A 12,777-nucleotide genomic window follows, 5' to 3' on the forward strand; every position below is an offset into this window, starting at 1 on the left:
GCCACTCCGTGGTTTCGACCGTATCGAGATCTTCTCTTGTCTCCAGACTCATAGAGGTCTCTCCGAATGACGATAAATGACAATGAGCCCCGCTAACCCATGGGGCTTGGGGCGGCTGCGGCGTTTAGCCACCACAAGCCAGTAAGTAGCCGATGCATGAGCATCGTGCAGAAAATTTTCGCTCTAAATTTTTCGTACTACATTCAACGAGCTACTTGCTTTTAAATGTAGTAAAGCTACATAAATATCGTAAATGTTAGCCTTTTGTATATGCGAAGATACCGCAAAGTCGTCACGCTGCCAATTCCAGCACATTGAAAAAGCCCATCGAAAACAAACTACTGCACCGCAACATTAGCCACTTACAGTAGCTTTCCAGCACTTTCACCATTACGACTAAACGGTAGTAAAATGTAACCAAACTACCGTTTTATTCACTTATGGGTTAAGTACTTATTGTCAGCCTCTCCACAACATCAAAATGCATTTCTAGCCAAACACTGGTCAAAATAGGCCCAATCAAATGCTGGACCTGGATCAGTTTTTCGCAGCGGTGCTACGTGGGCATGACTGGTAATGCGCGACCTATCCAACAGTGTGTAACGTGCAATTAGCCACTGAGTCACCGCTGCTAACGCTCGGTATTGTGCTTTCGTAAATGGAGTAACGTCATCTCCCTCCAGCTCAATACCAATGGAGAAATCATTCAGCGCTGTGCGTAAGGCTCGTTCACGGTTATCCCACCAGCATGAACGACCGGCATGCCAGGCACGCTGATTTGTATCAACAAACTGCACACATTGCCCATCACGGCGAATCAAAAAATGCGCCGAAACACGTAAATGGGTAATCTCAGCGAAAAAGGGATGTTCATCTGGGATTAATTGGTTAGTGAACAAGGCCTCAATAGCGCCTCCACTAAACTGCCCAGGGGGAAGGCTAATCGCATGAATCAACAACAGCGATACTTCATCCGTTGGACGAGCGTCACAGTTGGGCGACACGACTTGTCGGGCAGATTTCCAGTAGCCGCCATCGGCCTCATTGCTCATCACACATACACTCCTCTACGTTGACGCTTACATTCACTATAATGCTGCTCACACTTGATGACGCCCAGAGAACCCACCGCCATGCATTATCAAACCGCACTTGCCGAAGAGATCCGCTCCAGCGCCACACATCTGCTGGCCGAAGATGTTGGCCCTGGGGATATTACTGCGCAGTTAATTCCCGAAAACCAGTGGGCCACGGCTAAAGTTATTACCCGTGAAGCAGCGGTGTTATGCGGCGTTGCTTGGGTGGATGAAATATTTCGCTGCCTGGATAACCGAGTCACCCTACGTTGGCAGGCAGCCGATGGCGACCTGCTCGATGCGGACCAATGTTTTTTAGAGCTTGAAGGCCCCGCTCGCAGCCTGTTAACCGGCGAACGCGCGGCGCTGAACGTGCTACAAACGCTTTCTGCAACGGCAACAGCAACACGCCGTTACGTTGATTTAATCGAAGGCACAAACGTTCGCTTACTCGACACCCGTAAAACACTGCCAGGCATGCGCCTTGCGCAAAAATATGCAGTCACCTGCGGTGGCGGCCATAACCACCGCATCGGCTTGTGGGATGCGTTTTTGATCAAAGAGAACCACATTGCAGCCTGTGGAGGCATTCAAGCAGCCGTTGCACAGGCTCGCAAACTGGCAAGCGACCTACAGGTAGAGGTCGAAGTTGAAACCTTTGAAGAGCTTGATCAGGCACTGGCCGCTGGTGCTGATATTATTATGCTCGACAATTTTGCCCTAGAGGATCTGCATGTAGCGGTGGAAATTAACGGTGGCCGGGCAACGCTAGAGGCATCGGGTAATGTGGATGCCACAACGTTAAAAGCAATTGCTGAAACAGGGGTAGACTGTATTTCCAGCGGTGCGTTAACCAAAGATATCAAGTCCATTGATCTCTCCATGCGCATTACCCAAACCTTTAATGTCTAAAAAGGCTAGGTTTCCACAGCATGCAGCTGTTTAACCATACGGTAACGCTTTAGCAACTCCCCACTGCGCTCTATCCACTGCTCGCCGAGGTTTTCAAAACCCCGGCGATGCAGGCGCTCATACAGCATTAAGCTTGCTTCTATTTCCACCTTCGATACCCCCTGCTCAAGCAGCATGCGCTCGGCGTGGATGAGTAGCGTAGTACCAACCCCTCTCCCCATCAGAGATGGCCAAACATATAGAGTTTCAATACGGCCTGCGCTTAAATCCAGCTCTAAAAACCCCACGCAGCGCCCATCACAAGTGGCCACCAGCGTCGTATAAAGTGCTTGGCGAGCGGCCCAAGCACTCGCTTCACGGGGCAAAGCGTTAGCCCAGGCACGCCGCTCAGCCAAGCCATAATGAGAAGCAGCCCCTTGCATCACTGCATGATAAAAAACCTCGGCTTGGTCAGCGGCATCCCGCACTAATGCAGCGCGATACGTTACACGTGCATTTGAGGCAGGCGCTTTACGCTCTTCGCTTTTCGTCATGCGTCACCTCTGAGCTATTCACGATATGATTCCATTACGCTTATACAAACGGGCTGTTTTATACTATGCCCATTAAATACGGCGCCAACTAAATACTGTGCCAACTAACTCCAGCAAAAGGCAGTGTGATGGAACACGCCCCTCACGGCGAATACTTTTCGATAACACCCATCGGCCATATCCAAAGTGACTACCCTGATAAGTTTGGCGTGCCCCGCCAGCCAGGGCTAGCACCAGCCGCCGATGCGAGCCTAGTGTTGACTCCCCCTTTCGATGACCCGCTTGCCGTGCGTGGCCTAGACGAGTTCAGCCACATCTGGGTATCGTTTATTTTCCATCAAAGCCCTACCCGTTGGACACCACTAGTACGACCGCCCCGCTTAGGGGGAAATCGCAAGGTCGGCGTATTTGCCAGTCGCAGCACCCATCGCCCTAACAGGCTAGGGCTTTCACTGATAGCGCTGACCGGCATCGACACATCCAACGGGGTACGTTTGCAGCTTGAGGGCTGCGATTTAGTAAGCGGCACACCCGTGGTGGATATAAAACCCTACTTACCCTGGGCAGAGGCACGGCCGGAAGCCAAGGCAGGCTTTGCCCCCAATGCCCCCGATCTGCTGGCGGTCACCTTCAGCCAAGCGGCGCAGGCAAGCCTCGCAGCCCGTGCCGACGGTGCTTCGCTTTATGCATTGATTGAACAGGTACTCGGGCAGGATCCGCGACCAGCTTACCAGCGCGAGGGCCATAGCGAACGGCTTTATGGAGTACGCTTACGTGATGTGGATGTAAAGTTTCGCTCCACTACGGTAGGAAATGGTCAGGTAACGCTGCACGTTGACAAAATTGCTACGTTTAGCGATCAATAATATTGAGCATTGGTAATCAAACAAAAAACATGAAGAAAAAAGCCATTTACAATCAACGTAAATTTTACTTTTAAATTTATAATTGAAAGGAAGGGATCATCAACGTAAACCGACTACCCTTACCCAACTCACTTTTACACTTAACGATACCAGCATGCTTTTCTGCTACCACTTTCACTAAAGCAAGGCCTAAACCATGGCCTTTCTCCCCTCCCCCCTCATCACCACGTTTGAACTCATCAAAAATACTATCCATTTTTTCAGGTGAAACACCAACCCCATTATCGACGACCTCCAGCACGATCCATTCATGCTCTACAAATACATACACACTCACTTCACCATAACAAGGAGTATATTTGATTGCATTTTCTATTACATTGAAGACTGCTCTCGAAAGATAGCTTCTATCTCCCAACACAGGCGCCCCATCTTCATTTAGCAGCTCGCTTGCCAGCTTAATATTTTTTAATCTCGCAATAGGAAAAACCTCATCCAACACTTCCATAACAACATCTTCAAACAAAACCACCTGTTTATCAAAATCAAACGACCTAGCTTTTATTAACCCTATAAAATCATTAATCATATCAAGGCCCACATTAAGGCACTGGCCTAAATAACTATAAAAAGTAGACTCTGGCACTGCTAACACGGGGTCTTTTTGTGCATCTAATAATGCCAAAGCTCTTGCCTGAGGAGCCTTCATATCATGAGATAGGAAACTCAACATACTGGAACGCTGAGCGTCAGCCTCCATTTCACTTGTCAAATCAACTAACCACACCAGCCAGCCTCCAGTGACACTACTGGCAGTCGTAGATAAATCCCCCATTTCCAGGCGGTAGGTACGACCTCTGCTATCAGTGCACAGCCAGCCTGGCTCGATGCTGCTTACTTCTCTGCCCGCGGGGAGTTGAGGAGGCCATGGTGATGCAAAACCTATACTTTTTTCAAACGACAACACTGAAAATAGCTCGTTAATATGACTAATAACCCTCTGACTATCCACCCAGCAGATCACTTCTGCCTGTTTATTCGCTAGTAGCACCTCACCTTTTTTATTTAAAACAAAGATAGGAAGAGGCAAAGAATTCATTGAACCAAGGACGAATCTGCGTCCTTCTATTATACGCCCTAATGCAAACTCAAGCGCTTGGGATTGCTGGTATAACTTCCCCCCCTCGCCACATATAAAACCGGGCTCTCTCGCTGGAGCTGGCAAAATGGATGGCTCTTTATATAAGAGCTCTAGCTCTTTCTCAAACCAAGAAAGTAACACTGACTGACTTTTCCAGACAAATGTTACAAATGCTATACCGAGTGCTATTAGGCTAGCGGTGGGTGGCCACCACCATCTAAAACTCAAGGCTATAAAAGAAGCCAAAAAAACGCCGATTCCAAGACACATGACTACTGCTAGTAAATAACGAAAGCGAAGGCACCATGCCAATAGAATTAATAAAACAACAGGTATGATTGCTAAAAGCGATCCAACCCAACCATCAACTTCTCGAATATAAGTATTACTCTCCAGTGCATCCAGTAAGTGAGCATTCACTTCAACGCCTGGCATTAACCCAGATGACAATAAAGAAACATTATAGTTGTCCCCTAACCCCAGTGCCGTCATACCTACTAGCACTTTACGACCATACAATAATGATTCAGGAACATACCCCTTTAGCACATCGCTATAAGAAACAGTAGGGTAAGTGCCTGATGAGCCCCTAAACGGTATTCTCACTGCTGTAGACGGCCATGCTGTACGAGGGCTATTTGAAGCAAAAACTGTCATCAGTTGCGGCACTGCTTCTCCGCGGCGTAACTCGACGAGCTTAACTGAACGTGCGACACCATCATCACCCAAAGAAATATTGATGTGCCCGAGCCCTTTTGCCGCTGCTTGCAAAGGCGGAGAAGGTACTAAAACATCACGCATATTATTTTCGGTTGATTGTTCAGGAAGCAGCGCGATGGGAAGATAGACATTTCCATGTTGGCGCATCGCCTTAGCCAGCAACGTGTCTTCTTCAGGCTCACGACTCGGCTCGACAAAAAGAATATCCAGTGCAATAGACTCGACACCTGCTAGATTCAATTTCTGGATAAGCTGGGCATGGATATCTCTTGGCCAAGGCCAGCGCCCTAGCGTATGTAAGCTAGGTTCATCTATCGCTACAATTAAAATATCTGCAGATGGTGGCTTTACCTGCTTCGATAGCCATGCGTCATAAAAAAAATTATCGGATAGTAAAGGAGAAAAGCTATGTATAAAAAAAGCAATGGGTAGTAATAGCGCTCCCATCGCACACCATGTCATCACAAACCGTCGGTGTAATACTCTCGAAAGGCTAACTTCATGTGTCATTTAGCTTTCCAGTGTCGAGAATAATGCTTATTTCGGCACGTTCATCTAAGCTTACTACTCTCCAATACACTTCATTCTCGGGTAAACGACTTATCTTTAAAGGCCCCTTGCCTTGAGGCTCATAGTCCAGTAGGACTCTAGTGAATTCGTGATCCGCAGCCAACTGCAGACGATAGGAGTTTTGTGCTCGATGAGACCACTCGAATACCCATGCACTCTCTTTTTGCTCAACGGAAACTTGATTACCATGATGATGAATAACGAAGGTGGCGCTCCACCCTTCGATTCCAAGCGCATCGATAGGGGCTATTCGTAAATGATAAAACCCTGGAGGTAGTGGGTCGAACCGTACCTGACTATCACTAGAGCGTTGGTCCCGTAATATATTTAAAAAACTTGGGTCTTGCGCTATTTGTGCTCTGTAAAAACTTCCCAACATAGGCGATAAAATATCTATTTGTACGCCATTATCCATGAGAGAGGTAATATTCACATCATCTGGTGACTGCAAGAGGGGCACCACTTGGATATCCCCTACCATCCCAACACGCGCGCCCTCACCTGCGCCCATTGAGACTTGTTCAAAACCAACTTGAGCTTGAGCAACAATACTCCCCTCATAGATTGAGGTTAATAGCGCCTCATCTTCGTAGCGCGCCCGAAAGTGGGTACCGCGCACACCCAATACTCCTGTATTTGTTTTTATATTGTATGCTCGTTGTTGCGCTCGCCCTGTCGGCACGTATGACTCTACTTCGCCTTGTTCCAAGAAAAATGTAATCCCCTTACTCCCTTCGCGCATTAATACAACACGCGACATAGATGGCACAACCACCCTCGCACCATCACTCATTTGTAACGCTAAGGAGGTTCCTCTCCCCGTTTGCAAAATGGCGCCTGCATCAATAGTATCACCACGCTCCAGAGAAACTTCATTAGAGCCTCTAATCAGCCATGCCTCTCCTGATTTATAAAGAACTGTTAATGGAAAAGGGCTAAAAAAACCCAAGTCCACTAAAGTATCTGGTTGGAGCTTCTCTGGCTCCTGAATAGTATTCAATTGCTGTAAAACGGGCCACTCGGCGGGAGTACCATAATAGCGTTCAGAAATATTCCAAAGCGTGTCACCCGGTATCACACGGTGATAAGAGGCAGATTCATCAGATGCGTTGGCGGATGCCGCTAGCAGCCACAAAATAATTCCTAGCATCAAGCCCTGTAAAAAAAACCTTCCAATACTGCTGTAGTGGCACGCTAATACTTTAATTGGCTGGCTGTTTCGGAAAAAGCTCGTCTTCATAATGCCACCCTTTTATTACGCACAAACATGCCACCATATATATTACCGGAAGACTCAATGACTCATACTTAGTCAATGAGCGTATTGGATACCCAGCCTAGCGCTGGCTCGCCATTGTGCATAAAATAAACTTGACTCCACCCATCCATACTCCCCAGCACATAAACAGCCTCACCTCTCCCTAACGCCGTAATACGATCAAACTCGGTGTTAGCTCCAGAACGAATATTGACGCTATTTCCTGCAATTTTCTTTTCTTGGAGATTCGGTAGGCTTGCCGTAATATTTTCTTTTGCTAATTCATTTCCCCCTTGAGCCGCCATTACAAACCAAAAAACTGCCCAGGCATGATTACGCTCCACTCCATGCCCTCTAGAGTACATAGCGCCAAGATTGTTTTGTGCAAACAGATCGTTTTGCTTCGCGGCGCGCTCATACCACTCAAAAGCACGGGCGTAACTTTGCTCTACCCCCCTACCAGATTCATAGAGGCTTCCGATATTGTTTTGTGCAGCCACATGCCCCTGCTCAGCTGCCAGCTCAAACCAACGCGCTGCAAACTCGGGGTTTACATCAACACCTTTTCCTTCTAAATACAACAAGCCCAGTTGAAATTGAGCTGTGGCATTACCTGCCTCAGCGGCACGTTCAAACCATTGCGCAGCTAATTCCGTTCCACCCTCAAGACGCCCAAGAAGATACAGTTCCGCCAACCTAACTTGAGCATCGACTAAACCATTATCCGCTGCAAGGCGATACCATTTATAGGACTCGTCAACATTAGCGTTCACTCCTTGACCGCGCTCAAACATCATGCCAAGTGCAAACTGCGACTCAGCATTACCCTGTTCAGCCGCTGTACGCCACTCGTGGATAGCAGAAGCATAATGACCACGCTGGTATTGGCTGAGCCCAGCCTCATAGTCTGCTATTGCTAGCGTGCTAATCCCGACAATAATAAGGCTCAACCAGGGCAGTATCCTCATCTTCAGACATTCCTTCACAAAAGCCTGATAGGCTCTCGCCTATCGGGCATTCAACGATATTAAGTCAGCTCACCTACTGGCGTTACTGTCTTCGTGACTTCAGTCAGCGCACGAGCATACGTATTACGGGCTGTTTTCATGATTGCCAGCTGGTCCTGTAAACGCTGCAATTCTTGATCGGTAACTCGCAGATTCTGCAGCTGCTCACGGCCCTTCTCCCCTAGGCTCTCCAGCGAATATTGCTGACCATTGATAGTCACTGTCGGATAAGTAGCCTGATCGCCCACTGCAACGGCTTCTTCGCTTTCTGTACGACTAGCAACTTTTTCAGACTTACTGACGGCTTTCTTGTTAGCCATGCTATTTTTAGTTTGGCTGGGTGTGTGCCGCTTGTTCATGCAAAACCACCTCTCGCAAATAGCTCATTAGAATTTAACAGGGCGCAGTATTTAGCATCGACAATGTCAATTTTTTAGGAGTCTTCTTCTACTGCATCGCTCCCAATATTTTCTTGAGACGCGGTTTGAATACGTTCATGAGTTAACACACATAGCACCCCTGTCCGTATATGCTGAATCTCAAAATTTGTATCGCAGTAAAGAGCCATTGTGTTCAATACACGGTTTTCAAGTACCAAGGAATTTTGCAGGTCGCTTTCATTGATGGTCAGCCTCGCCATAAATAGCCTACCTTCAGGACAACCTAAGGCTTGCTCATCACTCACCGCGACACATACTGAACCTTGGTCTATTTTTGGGGCAGGCTCTTGCGTTTGCGATTCTGCCAATACCCCCATGCTGTAAATCGACAGCCCAACAGCTACTCCAACAGCCGCAACAAAAGTAGTGATATAGCCAACATACTTCATCATTCAATATCCTGTTTTTCTCTACCGTGTAAGAAATGGGGAGAACAAAGCCCCCCTTATTAGTGCTAATTACTGAGCATTCTCGGTAACGGTGATTTCCACCCTTCGGTTTGGCCTCAAGCAGTTGGTAACGCTGGGGGTCGCCGTTCCACCTGGGCATTCAACAATAGGATCAGCCATACCTCGCCCAGCCGTCATAATGCTTGAGCGACGAACTCCCTGATTAGCCATACGGTCACCTACGGTCTCAGCACGGGAGTTGGATAATGCTAAATTATAAGCCTCGCTACCAAAGCGATCTGTATAGCCAATGATCAATACACTTGGGCTTACAAAGTCATTTGTGATCGCTTGAGTTACCTGATCAACGGCACGACGCCCCTCTAACGTAAGCGTGTCACTATCAAAATCAAATAACACATCGCCTGATAATGTTAGTTTCTCTTCGCGCGGCTCAGCAGCAATTTCTTCTACTTCGATTGGCACCAGTAACGCTGGGCACTGGGCATCCCGCCAACGAGTGCTTTCTAGCGCCATATCGTCGTCATAGTGCACTTGGTACTGGCAAGTGATGTACTCATTGCCATTGCCCGTGTACAGGTTGAAGACATAGTTCCACTCCCGAACACCAAAGAACCCTTCCGCGTAATGGGGGTTACCAATCAATTGGCGTACTTGGTCTTTCGTTTGGCTTTCCCGAATACGTAAAATATTTTCAGGATTAACAAACTTACCCCCGTCATACCAGTTACCCGCGAGCGCTGGAAAACCATCCTCGGCGTCACGCAGATCTGTACGGTCATTGTTAGGCGGGCTCGCACATCCTGCTATAGTGAGAACGGCGGCTATGCTGGCGGCCCCTAGGGCCGCCTTTGTCATCATGTTGTTACTAAGCTTATTCACGTCGTTCTCCTTTACCAGTGCCAGCCAGCGCCAATACCAGCGCCGAAGTTGCTTTGCGAATCGCCCGTCACTTTGCCTTGGATCACCCAACGGCCATTGTCAGAGAGACGTGATACCCCAACTGAAACAGCTGACTCACCTCCGTAAGTGCCTGCCCCCACACCCACCATGCTCTTACCAGGCATCCAGGCTTGCGGAACAGTAGAGGCTGCTATGGCGCTGGCTGAGCCGGCGTTAGCATTGCGCTCAACGTTATCAATGCGGCCATGAACATTAAGAATTTCGTTTTCGAAGCGGCTGCTTAGCTCCTGCATCTGACCCAAATTCACGGCATCATTGGTATTGATACCTGGCGCCACGTTGGTGATGGTAGTGCCCTCATCACCTTTCAGCGTGATAGTGCTGTAGTCGATATTGCCGCTTTCATCACGGTCATAATTCACAGCGCCACGCTGCACCGCATCAAGTTGGCGGACGTTGACTGCGTCGGTGTCTTGGGTACCGCCCGCCACGTTAGTGATCTGGCGCTCGTTACCTGCACTACCGACTGAGACAGCGCCTTGGGTAGAGGCAACGGCTTCGTTGGAGAAGCGCTCACGCTCACCGTTCATCCCCTCACGGTCAGCAACGGAATCCGCCCCCAGCGCTACACTTCCTTCCGCTGTTGCCTGAGCACCGGCACCTGAGGCAACGCTACGATCGCCTGCCGCGACACTACTTGCCCCCATTGCGATGCTATCAGCACCTTGTGGGTCAGCCGCGGGGCCATCGCTATTGGCTCGGAAGTACTTGGACCCGCCTTGCTCAATATTGGTGATTTGGTTTTGCACATCCCACAATTGACTGCCGTTAACCGCGTCCGAGCTGCTCTGCGAAATATCACCTGCTGCGACGTTGGTGATCGTCGTGCCACCATCACCTTCCAGCGTAATAGTGGTGTAATCGACACTCCCGTCATCGTTACGGTCATACTGCACCGCGCGGTCACCCAGGTCGGCTAGGTCGTTGGTGATATTACTGATATCGCCTTCAACATTGGTGACGCGATCATCCAAATCACCGACTGCTTGGTTGGTGGCATGAAGCTGGCTGCCGTTAATGGCATCGGTGCTCTCCGCGGAGATCCGACCTGCTGCAACGTTGGTCACCGTACGTTCAGCACCAACACTACCCACGCTTACCGTGGCCACTGGAGAGGCACCAGCAAACTGGTATGTTTGGCCTGCAATCTCTACCGCTGCGGTACCTACCGCGGAGGTAGTACGCGCGCCCTCACCCAATGCAACGCTGCCTTGATGCGATGCAATAGCGTCGTAGCCCATTGCCAGTGCACGGTCTGCCGAAGCAATGGCCTCATAGCCAACGGCTGTCGAGCCTTGTCCTTGGGCAAAGGCGTCGCTCACCGCTAAGCCACTATCGTTGGTACGCACGTAGCGAATACCACGACCGTTGTTGGTCATGTAGTCATCGCTACTATCACCGACGATATTGGTGACGTTACTCTCCAGGTTTTCAATCCACTGATTAGTGGCATAAAGCTGAGAGCCATTGATGCCATCCTGACTACCTTCAGAGACCTCTCCCTCTGCCAGGTTAGTAATTTTGGTATCGCTCATGCTGATACCGTCACCACTAATCACAGGACCACTTTCACCTACGGTGATACTGTTAACGATTTTGAGGTCATCGTTCAGCGCCAATTCCAGCGTCTGCTCATCAGTCAGCTTGGTGATGATGTTGCTGTTACCTTCCTCATCAGCCTCCCCTACGATGTCCAGACGGTCGCCCAGACGGCGTTCAGTATCATCACCCTCATTGGCACCAAACGTTAGCGGCGTGTTGGAAACTGCGTTAACCGAGTTATCCACGTACTGCTTGTTGGTGATGTGGTCACCCTCGGTGATCTCGCCGGTGTAGGTGACGTTACCCTCGTTGTTAACGAAGAAGTTATCGCCCAGGCGCGTTTCACCTGCCACGGTCAGGTTCTCATTCACCGTCATGTTGTTGGTGGTGATGCTGTCACCATCAATGAAGGTGTCACCCACCGTGATACTGTTGCCGACCTCAAGATCGTCGCTCAACGCCAGCTCCAGCGTCTCATCATCAGTCAGCTTGGTGATGATGTTGCTGTTACCTTCTTCATTGGCTTCGCCCACGATATCTAGCCGATCCCCCAGACGACGCTCGGTGTCCTCACCTTCGTTAGCACCAAACGTCAGCGGCGTATCACCCAACTCTGTCACGCTGTTATCAACGTAAGCCTTGTTAGTGATGTGATCACCTTCGGTGATCTCGCCGGTGTAGGTGACGTTACCCTCGTTGTTAACGAAGAAGTTGTCGCCCAGGCGGGTTTCACCTGCCACGGTCAGGTTCTCATTCACCGTCACGTTGTTGGTGGTGATGCTGTCACCATCAATGAAGGTGTCACCCACCGTGATGCTGTTGCCGATCTCAAGGTCGTCGCTCAACGCCAGTTCCAGCGTCTCATCATCAGTCAGCTTGGTGATGATGTTGCTGTTACCTTCTTCATTGGCCTCGCCCACGATATCTAGACGATCACCCAAGCGGCGCTCAGTGTCCTCACCTTCGTTAGCACCAAACGTCAGCGGCGTATCACCCAACTCCGCCACGCTGTTATCAACGTAAGCCTTGTTAGTGATGTGATCACCTTCGGTGATGTCGCCGGTGTAGGTGACGTTACCCTCGTTGTTAACGAAGAAGTTGTCGCCCAGGCGGGTTTCACCTTCTACCGTGAGGTTTTCATTGATGGTAGTGCTGCCATCAACGTACAGGTTCTCATTCACCGTCACGTTGTTGGTGGTGATGCTGTCACCATCAATGAAGGTGTCACCCACCGTGATGCTGTTGCCAATTTCAAGGTCGTTGCTCAACGCCAGTTCCAGCGTCTCATCATCAGTCAGCTTGGTGATGATGTTGCTGTTACCTTCTTCATTGGCCTCGC

General features: G+C 49.4%; 11 protein-coding genes. 2 read left to right on the top strand and 9 right to left on the bottom strand.

All coding sequences use genetic code 11. The features are described 5' to 3' along the window. Positions 1 to 476: 476 nt before the first annotated feature. The gene (gene ampD / locus CPA45_RS22085; protein WP_096655424.1) at positions 477 to 1,052 is read right to left on the bottom strand and encodes a 1,6-anhydro-N-acetylmuramyl-L-alanine amidase AmpD; all 576 of its coding nucleotides are present in this window, start codon (positions 1,050 to 1,052) and stop codon (positions 477 to 479) included. A gap of 81 nt (positions 1,053 to 1,133) precedes the next feature. Here ampD and nadC point away from each other — a divergent pair, with 81 nt between their 5' ends. Next, the gene (gene nadC, locus CPA45_RS22090; protein WP_096655426.1) at positions 1,134 to 1,988 is read left to right on the top strand and encodes a carboxylating nicotinate-nucleotide diphosphorylase; all 855 of its coding nucleotides are present in this window, start codon (positions 1,134 to 1,136) and stop codon (positions 1,986 to 1,988) included. A 5-nt stretch (positions 1,989 to 1,993) separates the two neighbouring features. On the opposite strand, the gene CPA45_RS22095 is transcribed toward nadC, so the two are convergent. After that, positions 1,994 to 2,521: a GNAT family N-acetyltransferase gene (locus tag CPA45_RS22095; RefSeq protein WP_096655428.1), complete on the bottom strand. Its 528-nt coding sequence runs from the start codon at positions 2,519 to 2,521 to the stop codon at positions 1,994 to 1,996. Positions 2,522 to 2,649: 128 nt separating this feature from the next. On the opposite strand from CPA45_RS22095, the gene tsaA reads away from it, so the two are divergent. Then, on the top strand, positions 2,650 to 3,387 hold the full coding sequence (gene tsaA / locus CPA45_RS22100; RefSeq protein WP_096655430.1) for a tRNA (N6-threonylcarbamoyladenosine(37)-N6)-methyltransferase TrmO: 738 nt from the start codon (positions 2,650 to 2,652) through the stop codon (positions 3,385 to 3,387). Positions 3,388 to 3,463: 76 nt separating this feature from the next. Here the strand turns inward: tsaA and CPA45_RS22105 are convergent, their stop codons facing one another. The 7 genes from CPA45_RS22105 to CPA45_RS22135 form a co-directional block, all read right to left on the bottom strand. Next, positions 3,464 to 5,758 carry a CHASE2 domain-containing protein gene (locus CPA45_RS22105; RefSeq protein ID WP_096655432.1) on the bottom strand — a complete coding sequence of 765 codons (2,295 nt, stop codon included), beginning with the start codon at positions 5,756 to 5,758 and terminating at the stop codon, positions 3,464 to 3,466. Then, complete coding sequence (locus tag CPA45_RS22110; RefSeq protein ID WP_096655434.1) at positions 5,748 to 7,058, bottom strand: FecR family protein; 1,311 nt, start codon at positions 7,056 to 7,058, stop codon at positions 5,748 to 5,750. Before CPA45_RS22110 ends, CPA45_RS22105 begins: the two co-directional genes overlap by 11 nt. A 68-nt stretch (positions 7,059 to 7,126) precedes the next feature. Continuing rightward, a complete protein-coding gene (locus CPA45_RS22115; RefSeq protein WP_096655436.1) occupies positions 7,127 to 8,044 on the bottom strand; it encodes an SH3 domain-containing protein in 918 nt (305 codons plus the stop codon). A gap of 59 nt (positions 8,045 to 8,103) precedes the next feature. Continuing rightward, the gene (locus CPA45_RS22120) at positions 8,104 to 8,442 is read right to left on the bottom strand and encodes a DUF6447 family protein (RefSeq protein ID WP_244287681.1); all 339 of its coding nucleotides are present in this window, start codon (positions 8,440 to 8,442) and stop codon (positions 8,104 to 8,106) included. A gap of 74 nt (positions 8,443 to 8,516) precedes the next feature. After that, the gene (locus CPA45_RS22125; protein ID WP_096655438.1) at positions 8,517 to 8,915 is read right to left on the bottom strand and encodes a hypothetical protein; all 399 of its coding nucleotides are present in this window, start codon (positions 8,913 to 8,915) and stop codon (positions 8,517 to 8,519) included. 66 nt (positions 8,916 to 8,981) lie between these two features. Further along, positions 8,982 to 9,815, bottom strand: coding sequence for an OmpA family protein (locus CPA45_RS22130; protein WP_096655440.1), 834 nt, complete (start codon positions 9,813 to 9,815; stop codon positions 8,982 to 8,984). A gap of 11 nt (positions 9,816 to 9,826) precedes the next feature. After that, positions 9,827 to 12,777: YadA-like family protein (locus CPA45_RS22135; protein WP_096655442.1), on the bottom strand; the 2,951-nt coding region annotated here is incomplete at its 5' end.

Source organism: Vreelandella nigrificans (genome assembly GCF_002374315.1).
Lineage (GTDB): Bacteria > Pseudomonadota > Gammaproteobacteria > Pseudomonadales > Halomonadaceae > Vreelandella > Vreelandella nigrificans.